The sequence below is a fragment of the Isoptericola nanjingensis genome, from assembly GCF_050311635.1.
Taxonomy (GTDB): Bacteria; Actinomycetota; Actinomycetes; order Actinomycetales; family Cellulomonadaceae; genus Isoptericola; species Isoptericola nanjingensis.
Genome location: NZ_JBNOZL010000008.1, coordinates 16332 through 42799, shown reverse-complemented (window position 1 = coordinate 42799; position 26468 = coordinate 16332). Strand labels below are relative to the sequence as shown.

24 protein-coding genes are annotated in these 26468 nt (G+C 72.5%); 18 read left to right on the top strand and 6 right to left on the bottom strand.

What is annotated here, in order from left to right:
• Positions 1-3 precede the first annotated feature (3 nt).
• The gene (locus ACQP6G_RS16445) at positions 4-1221 is read left to right on the top strand and encodes a cystathionine gamma-synthase (protein WP_429765839.1); all 1218 of its coding nucleotides are present in this window, start codon (positions 4-6) and stop codon (positions 1219-1221) included.
• An 18-nt stretch (positions 1222-1239) separates the two neighbouring features.
• On the opposite strand, the gene ACQP6G_RS16440 is transcribed toward ACQP6G_RS16445, so the two are convergent.
• Both ACQP6G_RS16440 and ACQP6G_RS16435 read right to left on the bottom strand, forming a co-directional pair.
• Positions 1240-2118 (bottom strand): universal stress protein, encoded by an 879-nt coding sequence (locus tag ACQP6G_RS16440; RefSeq protein ID WP_429765837.1) that lies wholly within the window; start codon positions 2116-2118, stop codon positions 1240-1242.
• 119 nt (positions 2119-2237) lie between these two features.
• Complete coding sequence (locus tag ACQP6G_RS16435; protein WP_429765836.1) at positions 2238-2924, bottom strand: hypothetical protein; 687 nt, start codon at positions 2922-2924, stop codon at positions 2238-2240.
• Between the two features lie 230 nt (positions 2925-3154).
• Between ACQP6G_RS16435 and ACQP6G_RS16430 the strand changes: the two genes are divergently transcribed.
• The 6 genes from ACQP6G_RS16430 (at position 3155) to ACQP6G_RS16405 (ending at position 11381) form a co-directional block, all read left to right on the top strand.
• Positions 3155-5722, top strand: a complete 2568-nt coding sequence (locus ACQP6G_RS16430; protein ID WP_429765835.1) for an ATP-dependent Clp protease ATP-binding subunit — start codon at positions 3155-3157, stop codon at positions 5720-5722.
• Positions 5723-6129: 407 nt separating this feature from the next.
• On the top strand, positions 6130-7236 hold the full coding sequence (locus ACQP6G_RS16425) for an ABC transporter substrate-binding protein (RefSeq protein WP_429765834.1): 1107 nt from the start codon (positions 6130-6132) through the stop codon (positions 7234-7236).
• Positions 7233-8120, top strand: a complete 888-nt coding sequence (locus ACQP6G_RS16420) for an ABC transporter permease (RefSeq protein WP_429765833.1) — start codon at positions 7233-7235, stop codon at positions 8118-8120. The genes ACQP6G_RS16425 and ACQP6G_RS16420 overlap by 4 nt, the downstream gene beginning before the upstream one ends.
• The gene (locus ACQP6G_RS16415; RefSeq protein ID WP_429765832.1) at positions 8096-8884 is read left to right on the top strand and encodes an ABC transporter ATP-binding protein; all 789 of its coding nucleotides are present in this window, start codon (positions 8096-8098) and stop codon (positions 8882-8884) included. The genes ACQP6G_RS16420 and ACQP6G_RS16415 overlap by 25 nt, the downstream gene beginning before the upstream one ends.
• Positions 8881-10284, top strand: a complete 1404-nt coding sequence (locus tag ACQP6G_RS16410) for an LLM class flavin-dependent oxidoreductase (RefSeq protein ID WP_429765830.1) — start codon at positions 8881-8883, stop codon at positions 10282-10284. Before ACQP6G_RS16415 ends, ACQP6G_RS16410 begins: the two co-directional genes overlap by 4 nt.
• Positions 10281-11381, top strand: coding sequence for an LLM class flavin-dependent oxidoreductase (locus ACQP6G_RS16405; protein ID WP_429765828.1), 1101 nt, complete (start codon positions 10281-10283; stop codon positions 11379-11381). Before ACQP6G_RS16410 ends, ACQP6G_RS16405 begins: the two co-directional genes overlap by 4 nt.
• A gap of 6 nt (positions 11382-11387) precedes the next feature.
• Here the strand turns inward: ACQP6G_RS16405 and ACQP6G_RS16400 are convergent, their stop codons facing one another.
• Together ACQP6G_RS16400 and ACQP6G_RS16395 are read right to left on the bottom strand one after the other, a co-directional pair.
• Complete coding sequence (locus tag ACQP6G_RS16400; protein WP_429765826.1) at positions 11388-12068, bottom strand: HAD hydrolase-like protein; 681 nt, start codon at positions 12066-12068, stop codon at positions 11388-11390.
• A 50-nt stretch (positions 12069-12118) separates the two neighbouring features.
• Complete coding sequence (locus tag ACQP6G_RS16395) at positions 12119-13123, bottom strand: NAD-dependent epimerase/dehydratase family protein (protein ID WP_429765825.1); 1005 nt, start codon at positions 13121-13123, stop codon at positions 12119-12121.
• A gap of 160 nt (positions 13124-13283) precedes the next feature.
• Here ACQP6G_RS16395 and ACQP6G_RS16390 point away from each other — a divergent pair, with 160 nt between their 5' ends.
• The 6 genes from ACQP6G_RS16390 (at position 13284) to ACQP6G_RS16365 (ending at position 18711) form a co-directional block, all read left to right on the top strand.
• The gene (locus tag ACQP6G_RS16390) at positions 13284-14348 is read left to right on the top strand and encodes a TRAP transporter substrate-binding protein (RefSeq protein ID WP_429765823.1); all 1065 of its coding nucleotides are present in this window, start codon (positions 13284-13286) and stop codon (positions 14346-14348) included.
• A complete protein-coding gene (locus tag ACQP6G_RS16385) occupies positions 14345-14848 on the top strand; it encodes a TRAP transporter small permease (RefSeq protein WP_429765821.1) in 504 nt (167 codons plus the stop codon). Before ACQP6G_RS16390 ends, ACQP6G_RS16385 begins: the two co-directional genes overlap by 4 nt.
• 10 nt (positions 14849-14858) lie before the next feature.
• On the top strand, positions 14859-16163 hold the full coding sequence (locus tag ACQP6G_RS16380) for a TRAP transporter large permease (RefSeq protein ID WP_429765819.1): 1305 nt from the start codon (positions 14859-14861) through the stop codon (positions 16161-16163).
• 59 nt (positions 16164-16222) lie between these two features.
• Entirely contained in the window at positions 16223-17062 is an 840-nt protein-coding gene (kduI, locus tag ACQP6G_RS16375) for a 5-dehydro-4-deoxy-D-glucuronate isomerase (RefSeq protein WP_429765817.1), read from the top strand.
• Positions 17063-17099: 37 nt separating this feature from the next.
• On the top strand, positions 17100-17849 hold the full coding sequence (locus ACQP6G_RS16370; protein WP_429765815.1) for an IclR family transcriptional regulator: 750 nt from the start codon (positions 17100-17102) through the stop codon (positions 17847-17849).
• 112 nt (positions 17850-17961) lie between these two features.
• Positions 17962-18711, top strand: coding sequence for an SDR family oxidoreductase (locus ACQP6G_RS16365; protein WP_429766285.1), 750 nt, complete (start codon positions 17962-17964; stop codon positions 18709-18711).
• Between the two features lie 65 nt (positions 18712-18776).
• On the opposite strand, the gene ACQP6G_RS16360 is transcribed toward ACQP6G_RS16365, so the two are convergent.
• Positions 18777-19547, bottom strand: a complete 771-nt coding sequence (locus tag ACQP6G_RS16360; RefSeq protein ID WP_429765813.1) for an IclR family transcriptional regulator — start codon at positions 19545-19547, stop codon at positions 18777-18779.
• A gap of 67 nt (positions 19548-19614) precedes the next feature.
• Here ACQP6G_RS16360 and eda point away from each other — a divergent pair, with 67 nt between their 5' ends.
• Positions 19615-20268: a bifunctional 4-hydroxy-2-oxoglutarate aldolase/2-dehydro-3-deoxy-phosphogluconate aldolase gene (eda, locus tag ACQP6G_RS16355; protein ID WP_429765811.1), complete on the top strand. Its 654-nt coding sequence runs from the start codon at positions 19615-19617 to the stop codon at positions 20266-20268.
• A 30-nt stretch (positions 20269-20298) separates the two neighbouring features.
• Positions 20299-21405, top strand: coding sequence for a sugar kinase (locus ACQP6G_RS16350; protein WP_429765809.1), 1107 nt, complete (start codon positions 20299-20301; stop codon positions 21403-21405).
• 115 nt (positions 21406-21520) lie between these two features.
• Here ACQP6G_RS16350 and ACQP6G_RS16345 read toward each other — a convergent pair whose 3' ends face one another.
• Positions 21521-22549, bottom strand: a complete 1029-nt coding sequence (locus tag ACQP6G_RS16345; protein WP_429765807.1) for a LacI family DNA-binding transcriptional regulator — start codon at positions 22547-22549, stop codon at positions 21521-21523.
• Positions 22550-22808: 259 nt separating this feature from the next.
• On the opposite strand from ACQP6G_RS16345, the gene ACQP6G_RS16340 reads away from it, so the two are divergent.
• The 3 genes from ACQP6G_RS16340 to ACQP6G_RS16330 all read left to right on the top strand — a co-directional run bounded on the left by ACQP6G_RS16340 (position 22809) and on the right by ACQP6G_RS16330 (position 26465).
• On the top strand, positions 22809-23804 hold the full coding sequence (locus ACQP6G_RS16340; protein WP_429765806.1) for an ABC transporter permease: 996 nt from the start codon (positions 22809-22811) through the stop codon (positions 23802-23804).
• 5 nt (positions 23805-23809) lie between these two features.
• The gene (locus ACQP6G_RS16335) at positions 23810-24718 is read left to right on the top strand and encodes a carbohydrate ABC transporter permease (protein ID WP_429765805.1); all 909 of its coding nucleotides are present in this window, start codon (positions 23810-23812) and stop codon (positions 24716-24718) included.
• Between the two features lie 76 nt (positions 24719-24794).
• On the top strand, positions 24795-26465 hold the full coding sequence (locus ACQP6G_RS16330) for an ABC transporter substrate-binding protein (protein ID WP_429765804.1): 1671 nt from the start codon (positions 24795-24797) through the stop codon (positions 26463-26465).
• Positions 26466-26468: the final 3 nt, after the last annotated feature.

The following is a 26468-nucleotide window of genomic DNA, read 5'->3' as shown; positions in this document are numbered from 1 at the left end:
CGGGTGAGCAACAGCGAGCACAACGACTGGACCCGCACCGGCTTCTCGACCCGCGCCATCCACGCGGGCCAGGACCCGGACCCGACGACGGGCGCCGTCGTGCCGCCGATCCACCAGGTCTCCACGTACAAGCAGGACGGCGTGGGCGGCCTGCGCGGCGGGTACGAGTACTCCCGCTCCGCCAACCCGACGCGCACCGCGCTGGAGGAGGCGCTCGCGGCGGCGGAGTCCGGGGGCCTGGACCCGGCGCAGGGCTTCGCGTTCGCCTCCGGCCTGGCGGCGGAGGACACACTGCTGCGCGCGGTGCTGCGCCCGGGCGACCACGTGATCGTGCCCGACGACGCGTACGGCGGCACGTACCGGCTGATCGCTCGGGTCTTCGGGCCGTGGGGGATCGCGCACACCCCGGTCGACCTGTCCGACGTCGAGGCGGTCCGGGCCGCGGTCCGGCCCGAGACCAGGGTGCTGTGGGTCGAGACGCCGACCAACCCGCTGCTCGGCATCAGCGACGTCGCTGCGCTCGCCGGCGTCGCGCGGGACGCCGGCGCGCTGCTCGTCGTCGACAACACCTTCGCCACCCCGTACTTGCAGCAGCCGCTCGCGCTCGGCGCGGACGTCGTCGTGCACTCGACGACCAAGTACATCGGCGGGCACAGCGACGTCGTCGGGGGAGCGCTCGTCGTCGCGGCGGGCGCGGTGCTGCCGGGCGGGCTCGAGTCGCCCGCGGGCGGCACGGACGTGGCGGGCGCCGTCGGCTTCCACCAGAACTCGTCGGGGGCCGTCGCGGGACCGTTCGACGCGTGGCTGACCCTGCGCGGGCTCAAGACGCTCGCGGTCCGGATGGACCGCCACCAGGCCAACGCGGCCGCGGTCGCGGCCTTCCTCGTCGACCACCCGGCCGTGACCGAGGTGCTCTACCCGGGCCTCGCGTCGCACCCGGGGCACGACGTCGCCGCCCGCCAGATGACCGGGTTCGGCGGCATGGTGTCGTTCCGGGCGGGCAGCGAGGCGAAGGCTCTCGACGTGTGCGCGCGCACGCAGGTGTTCACGCTCGCGGAGTCCCTGGGCGGGGTGGAGTCCCTGGTCGAGCACCCGGGGCGCATGACGCACGGCTCGGTCGCGGGCACGTCGCTCGAGGTGCCCGACGACCTCGTCCGCCTGTCCGTCGGGATCGAGGACGTCGAGGACCTGGTCGCCGACCTCGGGCAGGCGCTCGCCTGACGAGGGCGGGTACGGCGGTCAGCCGCGGACGACGGTGACGGGGCAGGGCGCGAAGTCGAGCACCTGCCGGCTGACCGAGCCGAGCAGCAGCCGGTCGAAGCCGCCGAGGCCGCGCGCCCCGACGACGAGCCGCTCGGCGCCCTGCGCCGCGAGCACGAGCTGCTTGGCGGCCTGGCCGTGCACCACCCGGCGGGTCAGCCGCTCGGGCGGCAGCGTCACGCCGGCCGCCCGTACCGCCTCGGCGAGCGAGTCGGCCGCGAACTTCTCGTAGTCGTCGACGGGCGGCGCCCAGCCCCACGACCCCGGCAGCGGTGCCAGCGTCGTGATCTGCCACGCGAAGACGGCGTCGATCGACGCCCCCGTGCGGCCCGCGACCTCGCACGCGTGCCGCAGCGCGGCGACGCTCGGGGCGGACGTGTCGACGCCGACGACGATGCGCGGCGCCGCCTCGGCGGGCACGTCGTCCTCCGGGGCGCCGTCGGGGTTGCCGTGGCGCACCACCGTGACGGGGACGACGGCGTGCTCCACGACCGTCGTCGACACCGAGCCCAGCACGGCCCGGCCGAGCCGGCCCCGCCGGCGGCGGCCGAGGACCAGCATGTCGGCGTCGGCGCCGAGCTCGAGCAGCCGGTCGGCCGCCGGGCCGGGGAGGGCCGAGACCGTCCCGTCGACGTCGACCCCCGTGCGGGCGCGGGCCGCGTCGAGCAGCCCCTGCGCCTCCTCGCGCACCGGGGCGAGCGCCGCCTCGTGCGCGGCGGCGTCGGCGCCCTTCCCGGCGCCCGCGTCGACCATGACCAGCGTGAGCGGCACGGCGGCCGCGGCGGCTTCCCGCAGCGCCCAGTCCAGCGCCTCGTCCGACTCGACCGAACCGTTGACCCCGACCACGATGCCGCGCATCGGCCACCCCGACTCTCTCGTCGTGCGTCCGCCGCCCCCGCCACGACCCGCGGGACGGCCCTGGCTTGCAGCATAGGTCGGGCGTCGTCGCCCGTCAGGGCGAGGTCACGGGACGTCGATCACGCGCCGCCGTCAGCACGACGTCGGCCCGACAGGAGGGCGTCGACGGGCCGGGTCACGACCTCCACCCGGTCGACGAGGTCGGCGGGGCCCGTGACCACGAGGGCGCGGTCGGCCGCCGCCACGTACACGGCGGTGGTCTCGCGGGCGGTGACGCGCACGCAGCCCGCGTCGTCGCCGTCCACGACGAACGTCCCCGTCGTCAGCGGGGCCTCGTCGACCTCGGCGACGAGGGCCCGCATGGCGCTGCGGTAGTCCTGGAACGAGTCCGCGAAGTCCGACCCGTCGTCCGCCGCGGCCTCGTCCCCGCCGTCGGACGGCGCGGCCTCGACGGGTGCGGCGATGTCGGCGTGCAGGGGTGCGGCGAGGGCGCCGCTGCACGCGGCGCGGACGACGTCCTCGACGTCGGCGTCCGCGACCCGGGTGCGCAGGGTCTCGACCTCCAGCGCCTCACCCGTGAACGACCGGTAGGCGCGCACGAACCGCTCGGACGTCGGGTCGTCGGAGTCGGCGGGCCCGGTGAGCGACTGGTCCTCCAGGTCGAGGCCCCAGGTCAGCGGGTCGTGCACCTCGCCGAGGACGCCGGAGAACTGCGCCAGCCGCGCGTCGTCACCGTTCCAGGCCCGCCGGCCCGCGTCGTGGCCCGCCCCGCCCGTGGCTCCAGGCTGCTGCTCGATCTCGTCCATCGGTACCCCCTGGGTGGAACCTCTGCGGCGACCTCCGCGGCGGCGACCGCCTTTCCCCGAGCCTGGACCGCCTCGCCCGCGGCTGGCAATCCGGCACGCCGTCACGCCCCTGGCGAACATGGGCTTACCGAGGGGTGTCGGCGAGTTGGGAGCGCATAGAGTCGTAGCGGTCAGGCTGTAGCCGTCAATCCGACGGGGTGCAGGTAACGCCGCTCGTGAGGGAGCAGCACATGTTCGAGAGATTCACCGACCGAGCCCGTCGGGTGGTCGTCCTTGCTCAGGAAGAGGCAAGGATGCTCAACCACAACTACATCGGCACCGAGCACATCCTGCTCGGACTCATCCACGAGGGTGAGGGCGTCGCCGCGAAGGCCCTGGAGTCGCTGGGGATCTCGCTCGACGGCGTCCGCACCCAGGTCACCGAGATCATCGGCGAGGGCCAGCAGGCCCCGAGCGGGCACATCCCGTTCACGCCGCGCGCCAAGAAGGTGCTGGAGCTGTCGCTCCGCGAGGCGCTGCAGCTCGGTCACAACTACATCGGCACCGAGCACATCCTGCTCGGCCTCATCCGCGAGGGCGAGGGCGTCGCCGCCCAGGTCCTCACGAAGATGGGCGCCGACCTGAACAAGGTGCGCCAGCAGGTCATCCAGCTGCTGAGCGGCTACCAGGGCAAGGAGCCCGTGGCCGCCGGCGGCCCGCAGGAGGGGCAGCCGTCCGGCTCCGCCGTCCTCGACCAGTTCGGCCGCAACCTCACCCAGGCCGCGCGCGAGGGCAAGCTCGACCCGGTCATCGGCCGCTCGACGGAGATCGAGCGCGTCATGCAGGTGCTGAGCCGCCGCACCAAGAACAACCCGGTGCTGATCGGCGAGCCGGGCGTCGGCAAGACGGCCGTCGTCGAGGGCCTCGCCCAGGACATCGTGCGCGGCGACGTGCCGGAGACGCTGAAGGACAAGCAGCTCTACACGCTGGACCTCGGCGCCCTGGTCGCCGGCTCCCGCTACCGCGGTGACTTCGAGGAGCGCCTCAAGAAGGTGCTCAAGGAGATCCGCACCCGCGGCGACATCATCCTGTTCATCGACGAGATCCACACCCTCGTCGGGGCGGGCGCCGCCGAGGGCGCGATCGACGCGGCGAGCATCCTCAAGCCGATGCTGGCCCGCGGCGAGCTGCAGACGATCGGCGCCACGACGCTCGACGAGTACCGCAAGTATGTCGAGAAGGACCCGGCCCTGGAGCGCCGCTTCCAGCCGATCCAGGTCAACGAGCCGTCGCTCGAGCACGCCATCGAGATCCTCAAGGGTCTGCGCGACCGCTACGAGGCGCACCACCGCGTGTCCATCACGGACTCCGCGCTGGTCTCCGCCGCGCAGCTCGCCGACCGGTACATCAACGACCGGTACCTGCCGGACAAGGCGATCGACCTGATCGACGAGGCGGGCGCGCGCCTGCGCATCCGCCGCATGACGGCGCCGCCGGAGCTCAAGGCCCTGGACGAGGAGATCGCGGAGGCGCGCCGGGACAAGGAGTCGGCGATCGACGAGCAGGACTTCGAGAAGGCCGCCGGGCTGCGGGACAAGGAGAAGCAGCTCACCGCCCAGCGCGCCGACAAGGAGAAGGCCTGGAAGTCGGGCGACCTCGACTCCGTCGCGGAGGTCGACGACGAGCTCATCGCCGAGGTGCTGGCGATGTCGACCGGCATCCCGGTCGTCAAGCTCACCGAGGAGGAGTCCAGCAAGCTCCTGCACATGGAGGACGAGCTGCACAAGCGCGTCGTCGGGCAGAACACGGCCATCAAGGCGCTGTCCCAGGCGATCCGTCGCACGCGTGCCGGGCTCAAGGACCCGAAGCGACCCGGTGGCTCGTTCATCTTCGCCGGCCCCACGGGCGTCGGGAAGACGGAGCTGGCCAAGGCGCTCGCCGAGTTCCTCTTCGGGGACGAGGACGCGCTGATCCAGCTCGACATGTCCGAGTTCTCGGAGAAGCACACCGTGTCGCGGCTGTTCGGCTCGCCCCCCGGGTACGTCGGTTACGACGAGGGCGGCCAGCTCACGGAGAAGGTGCGGCGCAAGCCGTTCTCGGTGGTCCTGTTCGACGAGGTCGAGAAGGCCCACGCGGACATCTTCAACTCGCTGCTGCAGGTGCTCGAGGACGGTCGCCTGACCGACTCGCAGGGCCGGGTGGTCGACTTCAAGAACACCGTGATCATCATGACCACCAACCTCGGCACGCGGGACATCGCCAAGGGCGTCCAGACCGGCTTCAACGCCGGCGGCGACCTGGTGACCTCCTACGAGCGCATGAAGGCGAAGGTCAACGAGGAGCTCAAGCAGCACTTCCGGCCGGAGTTCCTCAACCGCGTCGACGACGTGGTGGTCTTCCCGCAGCTCTCGCAGGACGAGATCATCGAGATCGTCGACCTGGAGATCGCCAAGCTGGACAAGCGTCTGCGCGACCGGGACATGGCCATCGAGCTCACGCCCGCCGCGAAGAACCTGCTGGCGGAGAAGGGCTACGACCCGGTGCTCGGCGCCCGTCCGCTGAAGCGGGCGATCCAGCGGGAGATCGAGGACACGTTGTCCGAGAAGATCCTGTTCGGCGAGCTCAAGGCCGGCGACCTCGTGCTGGTCGACGGCGCGGGCGAGGGCATCCTCGGGGAGTTCAGCTTCCGCGGGGTCCCCAAGAGCGAGCACGAGCGCGGGCCGGTCACGGTCGGCGCGGCGGCGGCGCTCGACGCCCCCACCGGCGTCTCGGTGCACGACCTGCCCCCGACCGGGCAGATGCAGGCCGGCGCGGAGTGACGCGCTGAGCCCACCGACCTGACGGTCGACGACGAAGGCCCCGGACCCCCTCACAGGGTCCGGGGCCTTCGTCGTGCCCGCGGGCGTCGGGGGCGACGTCTTGAATTCTGGTCCCGCATCGTGAGACTTTCCGGGGAACTCTCGCGCGGGGCTCGCGCGGCGCCTACCTTCCCCGCCATGCACGCCGACACGAACGGACTCCGGTCCCCGGGCACCCGCGCCGCGGGGGCCGTCGAGCCGTGCGCCCGCCGGGGCTGTCGGCCCTGTCGCCGCTGTCGCCGCTGACCCGACGCACGCCGTCGCCCCCGCCTTCCCGGCAGCAGAACCCGCTCGAGACCACCGCCCCGTCCGCCGTCGCGCGGTCGGGTGACGTGGCGTACCCCCGCACGCCCCGAGAGGACCCCGCCATGCCCCGAACGATCCCCTTCCGCCGCGCCCGCGGTGCCCGACGGACGGCAGCCGCCGTCGTCGGCCTCGTCGGACTGCTCGGCACCGCCGGCTGCGTCGCCGACGCCGCCGCGGACGGCCCGGGCGGCACGCTCGCCGCCTCCGACCCGCTGCCGTCCGCGGTGCCGGACGGCACGACGCTCGTCGTCGGCGACCCGACCACCGAGGTCGCGCTCGAGCTGGCCGGCGACGAGATCGAGCACGACTTCTCGTTCGACCTGGAGTGGGCCAACCTGTCCGGCGGCCCGCAGACCATCGAGGCGTTCCGCGCCGAGTCGCTCGACGTCGGCGCCGTGGCTGACATCCCGCCCATCCACGCGACGTGGACCGGCGTGCCGGTGTCGATCATCGCGACTCAGTACCGGGAGAACTGGCAGGAGGCGCCGATCTACGAGCTCGCCGGGCGGCCCGGCATCGCGCTCGGCTCCCTCGACGACCTGGCCGGCAAGCGGATCGCGTTCAGCCCCGGCCAGGCGCAGGGCGCGCTGGTGCTCAAGGCGCTGGCCGCGGCCGGCCTCACCCAGGACGACGTGGAGCTCGTCGAGCTGCCCAGCACCGGCGACGTGTACTCCACCGCGCTGGCAGCGGGAGAGGTCGACGTCGCACCACTGGGCGGCACGCAGCTGTTCCGCTACCTCACCAAGTACGAGGCCGACGGCGCGCAGTCGGTCAAGCACGGCCTGCGCGACGACGCCGGCCACCTGTACGCGCCGAAGGCCGTGCTCGAGGACCCGGCCAAGGCCGCCGCGCTCGACGAGTACGTCGAGGTGTGGGCCAAGGCGAAGGTGTGGGTCGCCGCGCACCCCGAGGAGTGGAAGCAGGGGTACTACGTCGAGCACGAGGGCCTGACCGAGGAGGACGCCCAGTACCTCACGGACCACGCGGCCGTGCCCGACATCCCTGCCGACCTCACCGACGGCATCGCCCGCACGCAGGAGACGGTCGACCTGCTCGCCGAGGAGCTGGACGAGGACCCGCTCGACGCCGCCGACCTCTTCGACCAGCGGTTCGTCGCGGCGCAGACCGCCGGCGTCGAGGCCCAGGGCGGGGCGGAGGCCGACCGATGACCGCCGTCGGCACCATCACCAGGGCGGGCACCGCGCCCCGCACGTCTCCGGGCGCGGCACAGATCGCCGGCGTCCGGCCCCAGGCACGGCCCGACGTCCGCCCCGCCGGTCGGCGGCTCGGGCTGGGCCGCCCGATCCCCGCGGCCGGGCTGCTCGGCGTCGTCGTCCTGGTCGGCGTGTGGGTGGCCGGCTCCGCCACCGGCCTCATCGACCAGCGGGTGCTCAGCGCCCCGTGGACCGTCGTCACGACCGCCGGCGACCTGATCGCCAAGGGCGACCTGCAGGAGAACCTGGGCGTCTCGCTGACCCGCGCGGCCCTCGGCCTGGCGTGGGGCGTCGCGGCGGGCGTCGTGCTGGCGCTCGCCTCCGGCCTGAGCCGGGTGGGCGACGCGCTGCTCGACGGCCCGATCCAGGTCAAGCGGGCCATCCCGAACCTCGCCCTGCTGCCGCTGCTCATCCTGTGGTTCGGCATCGGCGAGCCGATGAAGGTCATCACCATCGCGCTCGGGGTGTTCATCCCGATCTACGTGCACACGCACAACGGGCTGCGCTCCATCGACTCCCGCTACGTCGAGCTGGCCGAGACGGTGCGGCTGGGCCGGCCGCAGTTCGTGCGTCGCGTGGTGCTGCCGGGCGCGCTGCCCGGCTTCCTGCTCGGCCTGCGGTTCGCCGTCACGGGCTCCCTGCTGTCGCTGGTCGTCGTCGAGCAGGTCAACGCCACCGCGGGCATCGGCTACATGATGGAGCTCGCCCGCACCTACGGCCAGACCGAGGTCATCATCGTCGGCCTCGTGGTCTACGGCGTCCTCGGGTTCACCGCTGACGCCGCCGTCCGGTTGCTGCAGAGGAGGGCGCTCGCATGGCGACGCACGCTGGAGGACTGAGCGCCACGCCGGTCGCGACCGGCACGGACGTCGTCGCCGGGGCGCCCGCCGTCGCCGTGCGCGGCCTGGTGCGCGCGTACGGCGAGGAGCGGGTGCTCGACGACCTCGACCTGGAGCTCGCGCCGGGGGAGTTCGTCGCGATCCTGGGCCGCAGCGGCTCGGGCAAGTCGACGCTGCTGCGGGCGCTCGCGGGTCTGGACCACGGCGTCGCGGGCGTCGGCGAGGTGCGCGTGCCCGACCAGGTGTCCGTCGTGTTCCAGGACTCCCGGCTGCTGCCGTGGGCGCGGGTCCTCGACAACGTGGTGCTGGGCCTGGACGGCGTGGGCCGCCGGGACGCCCGCGACGCGGGCCGGGCCGCGCTCGCCGAGGTCGGCCTGGCCGGCCGGGAGCGGGCGTGGCCGAACGAGCTGTCCGGCGGCGAGCAGCAGCGCGTGTCGCTGGCCCGCTCGCTCGTGCGCTCGCCCCAGCTGCTGCTGGCCGACGAGCCGTTCGGCGCCCTCGACGCCCTCACCCGTATCCGCATGCACGAGCTGCTGCGCGACCTGTACGACCGGCACCGGCCCGCGGTGCTGCTCGTGACGCACGACGTCGACGAGGCGATCGTGCTCGCCGACCGCGTCGTCGTCCTCGACCGCGGCCGCATCGCCGTCGAGCGCCGCATCGACCTCGACGGGGCGCGGGACGCCGCCGATCCCCGCTTCGCCGCCATCCGCACCGAGCTGCTCGACGCCCTCGGCGTCGAGCGGAAGGACGTGACCGCATGACCCGCACCGCCGGCCGCGACGGCCACCGCCCCGGACCGTTCCACCTCAACGCGTTCCTCATGAGCACCGGCCACCACGAGGCGTCGTGGCGGCTGCCGGAGAGCTCCCCGGAGCACACGTCCACCAACATCGCCTACCTGCAGCGGCTGGCCCGCACGGCGGAGGAGGGGCTGCTCGACTCCGTCTTCTTCGCCGACGGCCCCGGCCTGCGCAGCGACGTCGGACGCCGCCCCGCCGGGTCGTTGGACCCGCTGATCGTGCTCACCGCGCTGGCGGCCGCCACGGAGCGCATCGGGCTCATCGCGACGGCCTCCACCACCTACAACTCCCCGTACAACCTGGCCCGGCGGTTCGCGTCGATCGACATCGTCTCGGGCGGCCGCGCCGGGTGGAACGTCGTGACGACGGCCGGGCCCGACATCGCGCGCAACTTCGGCCTCGACGACCAGCCCGCGCACGCCGTGCGCTACGAGCGCGCCGCGGAGTTCCTCGACGTCGCGGCCAAGCTCTGGGACTCGTGGGACGACGACGCCGTGCTCGGCGACAAGGAGCAGGGCGTCTGGGCGGACGCGGCGAAGATCCACGCGGCCCGGCACGTCGGCGAGCACTTCTCCGTCGCGGGCGCGCTCACCACCCCGAGGACGCCGCAGGCACGACCGCTCATCGTGCAGGCCGGGTCGTCGGAGGACGGCAAGGCGCTCGCGGCCCGGTACGCCGAGGCGGTCTTCACCGCGCACCAGACGCTCGACGACGCGCGGGCGTTCTACGCCGACCTCAAGGCCCGGACCGTCGCGGCCGGCCGCGACGCCGACGGGATCAAGATCCTGCCCGGTCTCGTCCCCGTGCTCGGGTCGACGGAGGCCGAGGCCCTCGCGGCCGAGCGTGAGCTCGACGAGCTCATCGTGCCCGAGTACGCGCGCCGCCAGCTCGCCGCGACGCTGCGCGTCGACCCCGACGACCTCCCGCTGGACCGGCAGCTGCCCGCCGACCTGCCCGACGAGGACGAGATCGAGGGCGCCAAGAGCCGGTACACGCTGATCGTGGAGCTCGCGCGGCGCGAGCGGCTGACCGTCCGCGAGCTGATCGGCCGCCTGGGCGGCGGCCGCGGGCACCGCACGCTGGCCGGCACGCCCGAGCAGGTCGCCGACGCCCTCCAGGACTGGTACGACGCCGAGGCGGCGGACGGCTTCAACATCATGCCCGCCGTGCTGCCGCGCGGGCTGGAGGAGTTCACGGCGCACGTCGTGCCGATCCTTCAGGCGCGCGGCCTGTTCCGCACCGCCTACGAGGGCACCACGCTGCGCGAGCACTACGGGCTGGAGCGGCCGGCGAGCCGCTACTCGTCGTCGGGCGCGTCGGTCGAGGCCGTCGAGCTGGCGACCGCGGGGGTGGGGGCATGAGCGCCGACGTCCTCTGGTACATCCCCAACCAGGTGCGCGCCGGCCACCGCGGCGACGTCGTCACGGCGGACCACAACAGCCTGGACACGCTCACCGAGCAAGCCCGCGCGCTCGAGGAGCACGGCTGGGACGGCGCGCTGCTCGGCACCGGCTGGGGCCGCCCGGACACCTTCACCGTCGCGGCGGCGCTCGCCGCCCGCACCACGACGTTCAACCCGCTGGTCGCGATCCGGCCCGGCTACTGGCAGCCGGCGCATTTGGCGTCGGCGGCCGCCACGCTCGACCACCTCACCGGCGGGCGCGTCCGGATCAACATCGTGTCCGGGCAGGACGGCGTCGCGCAGTACGGCGACACGGTCACCGACCGGGCGGCGCGGTACGGGCGGACCCGCGAGTTCCTGCAGCTGGTGCGCCGGCTGTGGACGCAGGACGACGTGACGTACGAGGGCGAGCACTACCGGGCGGACACGGCCTCGCTGCCCCTCAAGCCGGTGGTCCGCGAAGGGCGCGCGCACCCGACGCTCTACTTCGGCGGCGCGTCGCCGGAGGCGGAGGAGGTGGCGGCCGCCGAGGCCGACGTGCAGCTCTTCTGGGGCGAGCCGCTGGACGGCGTCGCCGAGCGGATCGACCGGCTGCGCGCGCTGAGCGAGCGGGTCGGCCGGGAGCACGCGCCGCTGCAGTTCGGGCTGCGCGTCACCACCTTCGTCCGCGACACCACCGACGAGGCCTGGCGCGACGCCGAGGCCAAGGTGGCGCAGCTCGCCGCGTCGTCCGGGGCGCAGGGGTGGCGGCGCGACGCCGACCACCGTGACGCCGATCATCGAGCGGCGGACCGGCCCGTCGCCGTCGGGCAGCAGCGCCTGCTCGACCTCGCCGCCCGCGGCGACGTGCTCGACGAGAACCTGTACACCGCCCCCGCCCGGGCCGGCGGCGGCGGCGCCGGGACCACGTGGCTCGTGGGCTCGCCGTCCGACGTCGCGAAGTCCCTGCGCCGCTACCAGGACCTCGGCGTCACGCACTTCGTGCTCTCCGACACCCCGTACCTGGAGGAGATCCGCCGCCAGGGCGAGCAGCTGCTGCCCCTGCTCCGCGACTGACGACTCTCAGGAGAGCCGGGCCAGGACGGTGTCGGTGAGGTCGGCGACGTCGTCCACCAGGGCGACGGCACCGGCGTCGACGAGCTCGCCGGGCGCGGCGTACCCCCAGGTGACGCCGACGCAGCGGATGCCGTGCTCGGCGGCGCCGTGCACGTCGTGCTCGCGGTCGCCGACCATGAGCGCCGGCCCGTCGGCCGGGTCGGCGGGGGAGGTGCGGCCGAGGGACGCGAGGGCCCGGGCGATCACCGTGGCCTTGGTCGACGTGCCCTCGTCGAGCGGGGCTCCGAAGACGCCATCGACCAGCTCCGTGATCCCGTACCGGTCGCAGATGGGCTTCGCGTACACCTCGGGCTTGGACGTCGCGACGGCGAGCGTGCAGCCGGCGGCCCGCAGCGCGCGCAGCACCTCGGGGATGCCGTCGAACACCCGGTTGTCGTACATGCCGCCGGCGGCGTACGCCTCGCGGTACGCGCGCACCGCAGCGTCCACGCGGTCGGCGGGGACGCCGTGCGCGGGGAACGTGTCGGTGATCGGCGGGCCGACGAACGAGCGCAGCGTGGCGTCGTCGGGGACGGGCAGCCCGAGGGCGCCGTAGGCGTGGCGGATGCCCGCGACGATGCCGGGGGCGGAGTCGGTGAGCGTGCCGTCGAGGTCGAGCAGGACGAGCGGGGAGGGGGAGCGGGTCACCCCGGCAGGGTACGTGCCGGGGTGCCCGCGCCGGTGCCGGTGCCCGGGCGTCAGACGGCGCGCGCGTGCGCGACCAGGCGGTCGAACGCGGCGTCGAGGGCGTCGTCCACCCGCTGCGCCTCCGGGTGCGCGTCGTGCCAGGCGATCTGCTCGACGGCGGCCTGGTCGTAGGTGATCGTCGTGCCGAACTCGGGCACCAGGGCGCGCAGCTTGGCGCAGTCGAACACCATCGAGTGGGCCTTGTCGCCCAGCAGCCCGGGCCCGACGTCGGGCAGCGCGCGGGCGATCGTCTCGGACGCGACGTGCACGAGCTCGGGCTCGTCGACGCCCGCGGCGGCCGCGAGCCAGCGGTAGACCTGGTCCCACGTCGGGGCGTGCGTCCCCATGATCTGGAACGCGTCGCCCACGGCGGCGGGGTGGCCGAGCAGGCCCACGAACCCGACCGCGAAGTCCTCCGTGTGGGTCAGCGTCCACAGCGAGGTGCCGTCGCCGTGCACGACGACGGGCTTCCCGGCGCGCAGCCGGGCGACGTCGGTCCAGCCGCCCGTGGTGGGCAGCAGCGTGCGGTCGTAGGTGTGCGACGGGCGCACGATCGTCGCCGGGAAGTCGCGGTCGCGCCAGGCCCGCACGAGGACGTCCTCGCCGGCGATCTTGTCCCGCGAGTACTGCCAGAAGGGGTTGCGCAGCGGCGTGGACTCCGTGACGGGCAGGCGCTCCGGCGGCGTCTGGTAGGCCGACGCGGAGGAGACGAAGACGTACTGGCCGACCCGTCCGGTGAAGCGCTCGACGTCGTGCGCCACGTGGTCCGGCCGGAACGCGCGGAACTGCGCGACGACGTCGAACTCCCGGCCCGCGAGGGCGGCGTCGACGGCGTCGTCGTCGGTCACGTCGGCCACGAGCGTCTCGACCTCCGGCGGCAGCGGCCGCGTCGTCGAGGTGCCGCGGTTGAGGACCGTGACGCGGTGCCCGAGGGCGGCGGCGCGGGTGACGCTCGCGGCGCTGATGACGCCGGAGCCGCCGATGAACAGGACGTCCTGAGGGCTGCGGATGCTCATGGGTCCATCGTGCCCGCCTCGCGGCCGCGAGGCCTCCGTCGGGCCCGCGGTTTGACAGGCAGCCCCGGCAACTGGTTCCGTACTGCAGAACTGAGTTCCGTGTGACGGACCATGAGGCACCGGGGGTGCCTCGCTCGACGAGGAGCAGAAGGAGGGGGCGATGAGGCTCAGACAGCTGGCCGCAGCGGGGGCTGCGGCGCTCGTGGCGGTGACGCTGACCGCCTGCGGCGCGGGGTTCACGACCGCGACGGCGGGGGGCGCGGCGTCCGACGGCGCGGGCGCACCGGAGGCGGACCGGGTCTTCAAGGTGGCGTTCAACCAGAACGCCGACCAGCCCGAGGCCGTGGCGATGACCCACCTGGGGGAGCGGCTCGCGGAGCGGACCGACGGCCGCTACTCGGTGGAGGTGTACCCGAACGAGACGCTCGGCGCGCAGAAGGACACCGTGGAGCTGGTGCAGTCCGGCGCGGTGGACCTCGCGCTGGTCGCCGGGTCGCTGCTGGAGAACATCAACGCGGACTTCGTGGCGCTGAACATGCCGTACGTCTACGACTCGCAGGCGCACCAGGAGGCCGTGCTCAACGACCCCGCGATCACCGGTGACCTGTACTCCTCGCTCGAGGAGCAGAACATCCGCGTGCTGGGGGGATTCTCCGCCGGCGTGCGCAGCGTCTACACGTCGGCGCACCCGATCGAGACGCCCGAGGACCTCGCCGGCCTCAAGATCCGCGTCATGGAGACCGACACCAACAGCCGGATGATGGACCTCATGGGCGGCGTCGGCACGCCCATGGGCCAGGGCGAGGTGTACACGGCCATCCAGTCGGGCGTCATCGACGGCGGCGAGAACAACGAGTCGATCTACCGCAACCTCAAGCACGACGAGGTCGCGCCGTACTACTCGTACACGAACCACCTCATGATCCCGGACTACCTCATCACCAACCCGGCCACCTTCGACGCCATGTCCGAGGCCGACCGCGCCGTGTTCCTCGAGGAGCTCCAGGCGGCCTACGACGAGTCGAGCCGCCTCACGACCGAGGTCATGACGGAGAGCCAGCAGGCCGCCGAGGAGGCGGGCGCCGAGTTCAGCTCGCCCGACGTCGCGCCGTTCCGCGAGGCCGTCGCCCCGCTGCTCGACGAGAAGCTCACCACGCCCACGTCGCGCGAGCTCTACGACCGCACGCGCGCCGTCGCGGAGCAGATGGCGGAGGAGGAGCGATGACCCGCGTCAAGAACGGGCTCGACGTCGTGCTGCGCTGGCTGTGCGTGCTGCTCCTGGGCGCGCTCGTGCTGGTCGTGGCGTGGCAGGTCTTCACCCGCCAGGTGCTGTCGGCGCCCAGCGTGTGGTCCGAGGAGCTCGCCAAGTACCTGTTCGTGTGGCTCAGCTTCTTCGGCACCGCCCTCGTGTTCGGCGAGCGCGGGCACATCGCCGTCGACTTCCTGGTGCGCAGGGCGCCCGAGCGCCTGCAGCGCGCGGCCGCCGTGCTCAGCCAGGTCGTGACGTTCGCGTTCGCCGCGCTGGTGCTCGTCTACGGCGGCTGGCAGCTCGCCCAGCTCACCTGGACCCAGGACGTGCCCAGCCTCCCGCTGATGGTCGGCTGGCTCTACCTGGTGCTCCCGGTCTCGGGCGTGCTCGTGCTCTTCTACACCGTCTACCACCTGGTGGCCGTCGTGCGTGGCGTGGAGAACGCCACGACCGACGGCGAGCCGGACGCAGTCTGAGGGGGCTCACATGGAGGTGGCAGCAATCGCCGGGCTGGTCCTGATCGTCGGGATCGTCGCCCTCCTCGCGCTGGGGATCCCGATCTCCGTGGCCGTCGGCACGTCGTCGGCGCTCGCCGCGATCACCGTGCTCGGCTTCGAGAACGGGCTCCTCACGTCCGCGCAGCAGATGTTCCGCGGCGTCAACAACTTCTCCCTGCTGGCGATCCCGTTCTTCGTGCTCGCCGGCGTGATCATGAACAACGGCGGGATCGCCCTGCGGCTCGTCAACTTCGCCAAGATGCTCGTGGGCCGCGCCCCTGGGTCGCTCGCCCAGACCAACGTCGCGGCGAACGCGATGTTCGGGGCGGTCTCCGGCTCGGCGGTCGCCTCCGTGGCCGCCGTCGGCTCGACGATGGGGCCGCTGCAGGCGAAGGAGGGGTACCCCAAGGACTTCGCCGCCGCGACCAACATCGCGTCCGCGCCGTCCGGCATGATCATCCCGCCCAGCAACCTGATGATCGTGTACTCGCTCGTGTCGAGCACGTCCGTCGCGGCGCTGTTCGTGGCCGGCTACGTGCCCGGCATCCTGTGGGCCGCCGTCTGCATGGTCATCGTGCACCTGTACGCCCGCAAGCGGCCCGAGCTGCGCGTGACCGAGAAGCTGTCGGGGCCGGCGAGGCTCAGGGTCGCCGGGCAGGCCGTGCCCGCGCTCCTGCTCATCGTCATCGTCATCGGCGGCATCCTGGCGGGCGTCTTCACGCCCACCGAGGCGTCGTGCATCGCCGTCATCTACTCGCTGGTCCTGTCGTTCGTGTACCGCTCGATCTCGGTGCGCGACCTGTCCGGCATCCTGCTCGAGTCGGCCCGCACGACGGCGATCGTCATGTTCCTCGTCGGGGTGTCCGCGGTCATGTCGTGGGTCATGTCGTTCGCGCAGATCCCGCAGCTCGTGACCGACGCCCTGCTGACCGTCAGCACCAACCCGTACGTGCTCATCGTGCTCATCGTGGTGCTGCTGCTGGTCATCGGGTGCTTCATGGACCCGACGCCGGCCGTGCTGATCTTCGCGCCGATCTTCCTGCCCGTGGTCACGGCGTTCGGCATGGATCCCGTGCACTTCGGGATCTTCATGGTGCTCGCGCTGTCCATCGGCACGATCACCCCGCCCGTCGGGCCCGTCCTGTTCGTCGGTGCCAGGGTGTCGGGCATGTCCATCGAGAGCGTCATGCGGCGCCTGGTGCCGTTCTTCGTGGCCCTGGTGCTCCTGCTGCTGGTCGTGGCCATGACGCCGGCCCTGTCGCTCTGGCTGCCCGGGCTCCTCGGGCTGGCCTGACCGCGCCGCCGGCACCGCCCACGCCCGTCCCACCGTCCACCACCGATTCGGAGGTTCCCATGGAACAGCGCTACGCCACGGCCCCGGAGCAGATCCCGGGCATGACCACCCAGGACCTGCGGGACCGCTACCTCGTGCCCGACCTGTTCGTCGACGACGAGATCCGCACGGTCTACACCCACCACGACCGCGTGGTGCTGGGGGGCGTCAGCCCGGTGTCCGCGCCGCTGACCCTGCCGGGCTACCCGGAGATCCGCTCGGAGCGGTTCTTCGACCACCGTGAGGCCGGCATCGTCAACGTGGGCGGGCCCGGCACGATCACGGTGGACGGCACGGAGCACCGCCTCGCGCACGGCGCGTGCCTGTACGTCGGGCGCGGCGCGGCGGACGTCGTGCTCGCGTCCGACGACGCGGCGGGGGAGGCCGGGCCCGCCCGGTTCTACCTCTTCTCCGCGCCGGCGCACACCGCGTACCCGACCGCGCTCGTCGAGCCCGGGCAGGGGACCGTGCGCGAGCTCGGCGACCAGGTCACGTCCAACCGCCGCACGCTCAACCAGTACATCCACGAGAACGGCGTGCGGTCGTGCCAGGTGGTCATGGGCGTCACGACGCTGCACCCGGGCAGCATGTGGAACACGATGCCCGCGCACACCCACGACCGGCGCACGGAGTGCTACCTGTACTTCGACCTGCCGGCCGAGGCGCGCGTCGTGCACCTGCTGGGCGAGCCCACCGAGACGCGGCACATGGTCGTGGCGGACCGCGAGGCGATCATCTCGCCCAGCTGGTCGGTGCACTCCGGCGTCGGCACCGCCGCATACTCCTTCGTGTGGGCGATGGCCGGCGAGAACCAGGCGTTCGACGACATGGACGGGTTCGACGTCGCGACCATGCGCTGAGGACGCGCGGACGCGCAGGGACGAGGAGGAACGGTCGATGAGCGAGGCGACGACGGCCAGCGAGAAGACGCTGCTGGTGCTCGAGGCGGCGATGACGCACGGGCGCTTCAGCGAGATCGTGGCGGCGGTGGACCTGCCCAAGGCGACGGTGCACCGCATCCTCGCCACGCTCGTCGACCGGGACTTCATCCGGGTCGCCGACGGCGGGACGCACGTGCCCGGCCCGAAGATCCTGTCCCTGGCCGGGGCGGCGTACGACCGGGTGGACGTCTCGACGATCGTCCAGCCGTACGTCGACGACCTCGTGCGCCGCGTGCAGTGCACGGTGCACGTCGGCGTGCGCAGCGGCGACGAGATCATCTACCTGGTCCGCACCGACTCGGACAAGCCGTACCGCATGCCGTCGCGCGTCGGCGCGTCGATCCCGCTGCACACGTCCGCGATCGGCAAGTCCATCCTGGCGCGGCTCGACGACGACGCCGTCGAGCGGTTCGTCAACCGCGCCGGGCTGCCGCGCCGCACGGCGCGCAGCCTGGCCACGCTGGAGGACCTGCGCGCGGAGCTGGCGGACATCCGCCGCGACGGGTACGCGTTCGACCGCGAGGAGAACGTGCCCGGCGTGGTGTGCATCGGCACCGCCGTCCGCGACCACTCCGGCCACTCCAACTACGGACTGTCGATCTCGTCGCTCGCCCTCGAGCACACCGAGAGCCAGCTCGCCGCGATGGCGGACGACCTGCACAAGACGGCGGCCGACATCACCCACGCGCTCGGGGGCGACCGGTAGGGCCCAGCGCCCCGCCCGCCCCGGGCCCGACGAAGGAACGAGACACGTGAGCACCAGCACCACCGACCGCCCGACCGCCCAGGCGCCCGGGCTCGACCCCGCCGTCGCGCGCCTGTTCAGCCTCGAGGGCCGCACCGCGGCCGTGACGGGCGCCAGCAAGGGCATCGGCCTCGCGATCGCGACACTCCTGGCCCGCGCGGGCGCCGAGGTGATCGGCATCAGCACGACGATGCCCGACGGCGACTCGGACACCCGCCGCGCGGTCGAGGCCGCCGGGCGCCGGTTCACCCCGGTCGCGACCGACCTGTCCGACCGGGACGCCGTCGCCGCCCTCGCCGCGACGCTCGTCGAGCGCGAGGTGGACGTGCTGGTCAACAACGGCGGCACCATCCGCCGCGCCCCGGCCGCCGAGCACCCGGACGCCGACTTCGACCACGTGCTCGAGGTGAACCTGCGGTCCGCGTGGATCCTCTCGCGCGAGGTCGGTCGCGCCATGCTGGCCCGCGGGCACGGCAAGATCATCGGCACCGCGTCGATGCTGAGCTTTCAGGGCGGCGTCAACGTGCCGGGCTACACGGCGTCGAAGTCGGCGCTCGCGGGCCTGACCAAGGCGCTCGCCAACGAGTGGGCCGGCCGCGGCGTCAACGTCAACGCCGTCGCCCCCGGGTACGTGGCCACCGCCAACACGGGCGCGCTGCGCGCCGACGAGGACCGCAACGCCGAGATCCTCGCCCGCATCCCCGCGGGCCGCTGGGCCACGCCGGAGGACATCGCCGGCGCGGTGCTGTACCTCGCCTCGCCCGCGTCGGACTACGTGCACGGCGCGATCATCCCCGTCGACGGCGGGTGGCTGGCGCGCTGAGCCGGGCACGGACCACCTCGACGTAGCGATTCGTCGTCGTCCCACACGGGGACGACGACGAATCGCTACGTCGAGGGCGCCGGAACGGTCAGGCCGGTCGGGAGCACCCGCGGCAGCAGGTCGCGGAGCGCAGCCACGCGGGCGTCGCGGGCGGGTCCGGTCATGCGCTCGACGGGCGCGGTGATGCTGACCGCCGCCACCGGCCGGCCCGCGCGCAGCAGCGCGACGGCGACGCACGCGATGCCGGGCTCGTTCTCCTCGGTCTCGGTGGCGTACCCGCGCTCCCGCGCCGCGGCGAGGGCCGCCCGGAGCGTGACGTCGGGGGTGACGTCGGGGGTGGCGTCGGGCTCGCCGCCGTGCCCGGGCGACGGTGCGCCGTCCGGCGTGGCGGCCAGGAGCGCCCGGCCCAGCGCCGTCGTCGCGACGGGGATGCGCCGCCCGACGGCGGACCACACGCGCAGCGGGCGCTGCGGCTCGACCTTGTCGAGGTAGACGACCTCCTGCCCGGCGAGGGCGCCGAGGTGCACGAGCTCGTCGACCTCGTCGCGAAGCGCCTCGAGCGCCGGGCGCAGCAGGCCGGGCAGGTTGTCCTCGGCGAGGTACGCCGCGCCGAGCGAGAGCACGGCCGCCCCCAGCGTGTAGGCGCCGTCGGCCCGCTGGTCGGCGTACCCGCGGTGGCGCAGGGCCGCGAGGGTGCGGTGCAGCGTCGACTTGTTCGCGCCCACCTCGGCGGCGAGGTCGGCCAGCGCGACCCCGCCGGCGCCTGCGCGCGCGAGCGCGTCGAGGGTCAGCAGCGCCTTGTCCACGCTGCCGAGCGGGCTGGGGGGTTGGGTCATCGGTGCTCGTCCTCTATGGTGTTCCGTAGTGAACAACGTGCGTTCACCATAGCGAAACGGAGCCAGGATGTCTTCCCCCTCGACCCCGGCCGGCGACGTCGTCGCCGCCCTCGGCGCCCACCGCCTCGTGCCCGTCGTCGTGGTCGACGGCGCCGACGAGGGCGCCCGCCTCGCCGACGCGCTCGTCGCCGGCGGCCTCCCCGTCGCCGAGATCACCCTGCGCACCGCCGGCGGCATCGACGCGATCCGCGCCGTCGCGCGGACCCAGCCCGACGTCGTCGTGGGCGCGGGCACCGTCACCACCGTCGACCAGGTCGACGCCGTCGTCGACGCGGGGGCGCGCTATATCGTGTCGCCGGGGCTGTCGGCCGCCGTCGTGCGCCGGGCCCAGGAGCACGGCGTGCCGGTCCTGCCGGGCGTCGCCACGCCCAGCGAGATCATGGCCGCGCTCGACCTCGGCCTCGACGTCGTCAAGCTCTTCCCCGCCTCCGTGGTCGGCGGCCCCGCCGCGATCAAGGCCTTCTCCGCGCCGTTCCCCGGCCTGCGGTTCGTGCCGACGGGCGGCGTGAGCGCCGCCAACCTCGGCGACTACCTCGGCCTCGCCCCGGTGCTCGCTGTCGGCGGCTCGTGGATGGTCGAGAAGTCCCTCGTCGCCCAGGGGGACTGGGCCGAGATCACCCGCCGCACCGCCGAGGGCGTCACCCTCGCGCAGCCCGCCTGAGTCGGCCCGCAGAGCCTGCAAGGAGACACGATGACCAACCCGTCCATCACCACCCGCCCGGCCGCCGAGTGCCGCTACGACGCCGTCGCGCTCGGCGAGGTCATGCTGCGCCTCGACCCGGGCGACCGCCGCGTGCGCACCACCCGCTCGTTCGACGTCTGGGAGGGCGGCGGCGAGTACAACGTGGCCCGCGGCCTGCGCCGCGCGTTCGGCCTGCGCGGCGCGATCGTCACCGCCCTCGCGGACAACGAGGTCGGCCGCCTCGTCGAGGACTTCATGCTCACCGGCGGCCTCGACACCTCCTGGGTGCAGTGGCGCGAGTACGACGGCATCGGCCGTAGCGTCCGCAACGGCCTCAACTTCACCGAGCGCGGCTTCGGCGTGCGCGGTGCCGTCGGCGTCAGCGACCGCGGCAACACCGCGATCGCGCAGATGAAGCCCGACGACGTGGACTGGGACGCCCTGTTCGGCTCCGGCGTGCGCTGGCTGCACACCGGCGGCATCTTCGCCGCGCTATCCGAGTCGGCCGCCGACGTCGCCGAGGCGGCCATGACCGCGGCCAAGAAGCACGGCACGATCGTGTCGTACGACCTCAACTACCGCCCCTCCCTGTGGAAGGGCATCGGGGGCGTCGAGCGGGCGCGCGAGGTCAACCGCCGTCTGGCGCACCACGTCGACGTGATGATCGGCAACGAGGAGGACTTCACCGCCTCGCTCGGCTTCGAGGTGGAGGGGGTGGACGAGAACCTCACCGACCTCGACACCGGCGCCTTCCGCGCGATGATCGGCACCGCCGCCGAGGCCTACCCGAACTTCCAGGTCATCGCGACGACGCTCCGCGGCGTGAAGTCCGCGTCCGTCAACGACTGGGGCGCCATCGCCTGGTCGCGCGCCGAGGGCTTCGTCGAGGCCACGCACCGCGCCGACCTGGAGATCTTCGACCGCGTGGGCGGCGGCGACTCGTTCGCCTCCGGCCTCGCCTACGGCCTCATGGAGCTCGACTCGTTGCAGCAGGCCGTCGAGTACGGCGCCGCGCACGGCGCGCTCGCCATGACCACGCCCGGTGACACGACGACGGCAACCCTCGCCGAGGTCGCCAAGCTGGCCGGCGGCGGCAGCGCGCGCGTCCAGCGCTGACGCCGAGATAGAGAAGCGAATTCCACGAGATAGAGAGGGGCGGACCGAAGCCGGCTTCGGTCCGCCCCTCTCTATCTCGTGGAATTCGCTTCTCTATCTCGGCGACCGGGGTTCTCTATCTCGCGGGGGACGCGGTGGACTCCCGGACGACGAGGCCGGTGGCGAGGTTGACCCGCCGGGCCATCGGCGTCTCGCCGCGGGCGAGGTCGAGCAGCAGCCGGGTGGCCGTGGTCGCCATCTCGACCAGCGGCTGGCGCACGGTGGTGAGCGCGGGCGTGGTCCAGTTCGCGAGGGGCAGGTCGTCGTACCCGACGACGGACAGGTCGCGCGGCACGGAGATGCCGCGCTCCTGCGCCGCCCGGAGCAGCCCGATCCCCTGCATGTCGGACCCGGCGAAGACGGCGGTCGGGCGCTCGGGCAGGTCGAGCAGCTCGCTGCCGGAGCGGTAGCCGGACTCCACCTCGAAGTTCCCCGACCGCACCAGCGCGGGGTCGAAGCCGATCCCGGACTCCTCGAGCGCCGTGCGGTAGCCGTCGAGGCGTGCGCGGGCGCACAGCATGGTGCCCGGGCCGGAGATCGCGGCGATGCGCCGGTGCCCCAGCTCGAGCAGGTGCCGCGTCGCCGCGAGCCCCCCGCTCCAGTTGTCCGACCCCACCGTGGGCACGTCGGGCGGAGGCTCGCCGTCGGTGTCGATGACGACGTAGGGGATGCCGCGCGTGGTGAGGCGCGGCCGCTGCGAGGAGCTGAGGCTGGCCGCGACGAGCAGCACGCCCAGCGGCGGGCGCGAGAGCGTCGTCTCGAGCCAGGTGGACGGCGGGCGGTGCTTCCCGCCCAGCTCGGACAGGATGACGCTCACCCCGGCGGCCGCGGCGGCGTCCTCCACGCCGCGGATGATCTCCGTGGACCACGCCGAGCCCACCCGGTGGAAGACGAGGTCCACGAGCCCCGCGCCGACCGGTGGGGTCGCCGCCCGGCGACGCCGGTAGCGGTGGCGCTCCAGCGCGGCCTCCACGCGGTCGCGGGTGGCCGGCGCGACGTCGGTCCTGCCGTTCAGCACCTTGGACACCGTGGGCGCGGACACGCCGAGCTCCCGGGCGATCTCGGCGATCGTCGGCGTCGTGCCCTGCGGTGTGGGGGTGCTCATCGTCCGTCCTGTCATGGCGCGGCGTCGCGCTCGATCGATCGACCGCAAGTTTCGGCTCGACCGTACACGACGTCGGGCGTGCTCTCGACGTTTCCAGGCGCCGTGATCAGACCGTGATCGGCCGGGCGCTTGACCATCACCGAAGGCTCCCCCTACTCTCGGCGGCAGTTGGAGAACGTTTTCAATGACGAAACTTTCGGATCGTCGGCGCGAGGTTGCGACCGGCGGACCGCACGACGACGTGACGGCTGGGGGACTCATGGCGCAGGCCGCAGGGATGGTGACGACCGTCCCACCGATCGACGACGCACCGTTGTCACCACCACCGCGGGACGAACCGCGGCGGCGGACGCGCACCACGTGGCGCCAGGCGCTGCGCAAGGACTGGCGGCTGTACTCGTTCGTCGTCCTGCCGGTGCTGTTCTTCCTGATCTTCAAGTACGTGCCGATGATCGGGAACGTCATCGCGTTCCGCCGGTTCCGCCCGGGCGGCAGCCCGCTGGGCGACGAGTGGGTCGGCTTCTACTACTTCGACATGTTCATCCACAACCAGCAGTTCTGGCAGGTGTTCGGGAACACCGTGATCCTGGGCCTGCTGACGCTGGTGATCTGCTTCCCGCTGCCGATCGTCCTCGCGCTCATGCTCAACGAGCTGCGCTCGCGGCGCTTCAAGAAGATCGTGCAGACGATCTCGTACCTGCCGCACTTCATGTCGATCGTCATCGTCGCGGGCCTCGTGCTGCAGCTCACCGCCGTGAGCGGCACGGTGAACCAGGTCGTGGAGGCGTTCGGCGGCGACGCGATCGCGTTCATGCAGCAGCCCGACTGGTTCCGCTCCATCTACGTGAGCTCGGAGGTCTGGCAGACCGTCGGATGGGGCACGATCCTCTACCTCGCCGCGCTGACGACGGTGGACGACCAGCTCTACGAGGCGGCCCGGATCGACGGCGCCAACCGCTGGCAGCAGACCTGGCACATCACGCTGCCGGGCATCCGCCCCACGATGATGGTGCTGCTCATCCTCAACATCGGCTCCTTCATGGCGGTCGGGTTCGAGAAGGTCCTGCTGCTGCAGAACCCGCTGATCTACTCCACGGCGGACGTCATCTCGACGTACCTGTACCGCGTGGGCATCCAGTCGGCCCAGTTCTCCTACGGCACGGCGATCGGCCTCTTCGAGGCGCTCATCGGTCTGGTCCTCGTCCTCACCGCGAACTTCGTCTCGCGCCGCACGGTAGGAGCCTCGCTGTGGTGACCGGCATGCCCACCCCCGACCTCGCCGCCGTCCGGACCGAGGCCACGACCGTCAAGGACACGGCCGGGTACCGCACCTTCAAGGTGGTCAACGTCGTCGTGCTGCTCCTGGTGTGCGCCGTGACGCTGTACCCGTTCGTGAACCTCGTGGCGAAGGCGTTCTCCTCGGAGGGCTTCATCGCCGCCGGCGAGGTCAACCTCCTGCCGCGGGGCTTCAACGTCGAGACGTTCCAGTACGTCATGGGCGACGCGATGTTCTGGACCAACTACAAGAACACGGTCGTCTACACGGTGGTCGGCACGTTCGTGTCGATGGCGCTCACCACCCCGTACGCCTACGCCCTGAGCCGCCGCCACCTCAAGGGCCGCACGTTCTTCATCGGCATCGCGGTCTTCACGATGTTCTTCAGCGGCGGCCTGATCCCGAACTACATCCTCGTCGCCGACGTGCTGGGGATGCGGAACACCCTCTGGGCGATCGTGCTGCCCGGCGCCATCTCGGTGTTCAACCTCCTGGTCATGAAGTCGTTCTTCGAGAACTTCCCGAGCGACCTCGAGGAGGCGGCCGCGATCGACGGCCTCACGACGTACGGGATCTTCTTCCGGATCGTGCTGCCGCTGTCCAAGGCGGTGCTGGCCACGATGACCCTGTTCTACGCCGTCGGCCTGTGGAACTCGTGGTTCAACGCCTTCCTCTACCTGGACCAGAAGGAGCTGTTCCCGGTCACCGTCTACCTGCGGAACATGATCGCCGCGGCGTCGCCGGCGGCCGACCCGACGCAGGACGCCGTGCAGATCGGCGCGAACATCCAGTCCGTGACGATGCTGCTCACCGTGCTGCCGATCATCTGCTTCTACCCCTTCATCCAGAGGTACTTCGTCTCCGGCGTGATGCTCGGCTCCGTCAAGGGCTGACGGGCCGGCCATCACCCGCACCGCACGCACCACATCCCGCTCGAGAGCGACGACGCTCGTCACACGAGGAGAAGACATGAGGAACACCCGGATGCGGGCGGCCGTCGCGGCCGTGTCGCTGACCACCCTGGCCCTGGGCCTCTCTGCCTGCGGCAGCGGGGGAGACGACGACGGCGGCGACGGCGCGAGCCCGGACGCGGCCGCCACCATCGACGCGGAGCACTCCGTCGGCGCGATGGAGGACTTCGCGGCGGGCACGTCGTTCAAGGCCACCGAGCCGGTGGAGCTCTCGCTGATGTACCGCGACCACCCGGACTACGAGGTGCAGGACGACTGGTCGGTCTTCCAGCACCTCGAGGACGACCGCAACGTGACGTTCTCCCGCACCGACGTCCCCCTGGCGGACTGGGACCAGAAGAAGGCGCTGCTCATCGGGTCGGGCGAGGCGTCGGACCTCATGCCCGTGACGTACCCGGGCCAGGAGACGCAGTTCGTCTCGGGCGGCGCGATCCTCCCGGTGTCCGACTACCTCGAGTACATGCCGAACTTCGCGCAGAAGGTGGAGGACTGGGGCCTGCAGGACGAGATCGACAACCTGCGCCAGGACGACGGCAAGTACTACATCCTGCCGGGCCTGCGGGAGATCCCCGACGTCCAGTACACGGTGATGATCAACGACGACATGTGGAAGAAGGCGGGGATCACCGAGGACCCTGCCACGTGGGACGAGTTCACCGAGGACCTGGCGAAGGTCAAGGAGGCGAACCCCGGCCTCGACTACGCCTACTCCGACCGCTGGACCGACACCACCACGCTCGGCGCGCTGCTCAACGTCATGGGCCCGAACTTCGGCGCCGCCGGCGGCTGGGGCTACAACAACACCTGGTTCGACCAGGACTCCGGCGAGTACGTCTTCAACGGCACGAGCGACGAGTACAAGCAGCTCCTCGAGACGGTGCACGGCTGGGTCGAGGCGGGCGTCATGGACCCGGAGATCACGCAGTCCGACGACCAGGCCCGGCAGAAGTTCGTGTCCGGCAAGTCCGCCGCCGTCACGAGCAACACGCAGGAGATCACGGCGTACCGCACGGCGATCAAGGACGGCGGGAAGGACATCACCACCCGGCTGCTCACCATCCCGGGCGGCCCGGCGGGCAGCAACCTCGCCGCGAGCCAGCTCTCCAGCGGCCTGATGATCTCCAGCAACGCGGCGGAGCAGCCGTATTTCAAGGCCCTGCTCCAGTACGTCGACTGGCAGTACTACTCGGACGAGGGCATCGAGTTCGCCCAGTGGGGCGTGGACGGCGAGACGTACTCGAAGGACTCGGACGGCACCCGCACGCTGAACGACGACATCAGCTGGAACGCGATCAACGCCGGCGCGCCGAAGAAGCTCAACACCGACTTCGGCTACAGCAACGGCGTGTTCCTGCTGGCGAACGGGTCCACGCAGGACCTGCTCGAGTCCGTGATGTCGGACGAGGTCGAGGAGTGGACCCGGTCCGTGCTCGACGCCAAGGAGGTGCTGCCGGTGGCCCCGGCGCCGCGCCTCAACGAGATGGAGCTCGAGCAGAACTCGCTGCTCGACACGCAGCTCAAGGACGCCGTCCAGTCCGCGACGGCCGCCTTCATCACCGGCCAGCGCTCGCTCGACGACTGGGACGCGTACGTCGCCGAGATCGAGGGCCTCGGCGCCACGCAGCTGGTCGAGACCGTCAACACCGCCCTGGCGCGCCAGGAGGGCTGAGCC

Bases quoted from the DNA above. Each gene is read 5' to 3' on its own strand.
- ACQP6G_RS16440 (WP_429765837.1), bottom strand. From the start codon at position 2,118: ATGCGCGGCATCGTGGTCGGGGTCAACGGTTCGGTCGAGTCGGACGAG.
- ACQP6G_RS16435 (WP_429765836.1), bottom strand. From the start codon at position 2,924: ATGGACGAGATCGAGCAGCAGCCTGGAGCCACGGGCGGGGCGGGCCAC.
- ACQP6G_RS16430 (WP_429765835.1), top strand. From the start codon at position 3,155: ATGTTCGAGAGATTCACCGACCGAGCCCGTCGGGTGGTCGTCCTTGCT.
- ACQP6G_RS16425 (WP_429765834.1), top strand. From the start codon at position 6,130: ATGCCCCGAACGATCCCCTTCCGCCGCGCCCGCGGTGCCCGACGGACG.
- ACQP6G_RS16420 (WP_429765833.1), top strand. From the start codon at position 7,233: ATGACCGCCGTCGGCACCATCACCAGGGCGGGCACCGCGCCCCGCACG.
- ACQP6G_RS16415 (WP_429765832.1), top strand. From the start codon at position 8,096: ATGGCGACGCACGCTGGAGGACTGAGCGCCACGCCGGTCGCGACCGGC.
- ACQP6G_RS16410 (WP_429765830.1), top strand. From the start codon at position 8,881: ATGACCCGCACCGCCGGCCGCGACGGCCACCGCCCCGGACCGTTCCAC.
- ACQP6G_RS16405 (WP_429765828.1), top strand. From the start codon at position 10,281: ATGAGCGCCGACGTCCTCTGGTACATCCCCAACCAGGTGCGCGCCGGC.
- ACQP6G_RS16395 (WP_429765825.1), bottom strand. From the start codon at position 13,123: ATGAGCATCCGCAGCCCTCAGGACGTCCTGTTCATCGGCGGCTCCGGC.
- ACQP6G_RS16390 (WP_429765823.1), top strand. From the start codon at position 13,284: ATGAGGCTCAGACAGCTGGCCGCAGCGGGGGCTGCGGCGCTCGTGGCG.
- ACQP6G_RS16385 (WP_429765821.1), top strand. From the start codon at position 14,345: ATGACCCGCGTCAAGAACGGGCTCGACGTCGTGCTGCGCTGGCTGTGC.
- ACQP6G_RS16380 (WP_429765819.1), top strand. From the start codon at position 14,859: ATGGAGGTGGCAGCAATCGCCGGGCTGGTCCTGATCGTCGGGATCGTC.
- kduI (WP_429765817.1), top strand. From the start codon at position 16,223: ATGGAACAGCGCTACGCCACGGCCCCGGAGCAGATCCCGGGCATGACC.
- ACQP6G_RS16370 (WP_429765815.1), top strand. From the start codon at position 17,100: ATGAGCGAGGCGACGACGGCCAGCGAGAAGACGCTGCTGGTGCTCGAG.
- ACQP6G_RS16360 (WP_429765813.1), bottom strand. From the start codon at position 19,547: ATGACCCAACCCCCCAGCCCGCTCGGCAGCGTGGACAAGGCGCTGCTG.
- eda (WP_429765811.1), top strand. From the start codon at position 19,615: ATGTCTTCCCCCTCGACCCCGGCCGGCGACGTCGTCGCCGCCCTCGGC.
- ACQP6G_RS16350 (WP_429765809.1), top strand. From the start codon at position 20,299: ATGACCAACCCGTCCATCACCACCCGCCCGGCCGCCGAGTGCCGCTAC.
- ACQP6G_RS16345 (WP_429765807.1), bottom strand. From the start codon at position 22,549: ATGAGCACCCCCACACCGCAGGGCACGACGCCGACGATCGCCGAGATC.
- ACQP6G_RS16340 (WP_429765806.1), top strand. From the start codon at position 22,809: ATGGCGCAGGCCGCAGGGATGGTGACGACCGTCCCACCGATCGACGAC.
- ACQP6G_RS16335 (WP_429765805.1), top strand. From the start codon at position 23,810: ATGCCCACCCCCGACCTCGCCGCCGTCCGGACCGAGGCCACGACCGTC.
- ACQP6G_RS16330 (WP_429765804.1), top strand. From the start codon at position 24,795: ATGAGGAACACCCGGATGCGGGCGGCCGTCGCGGCCGTGTCGCTGACC.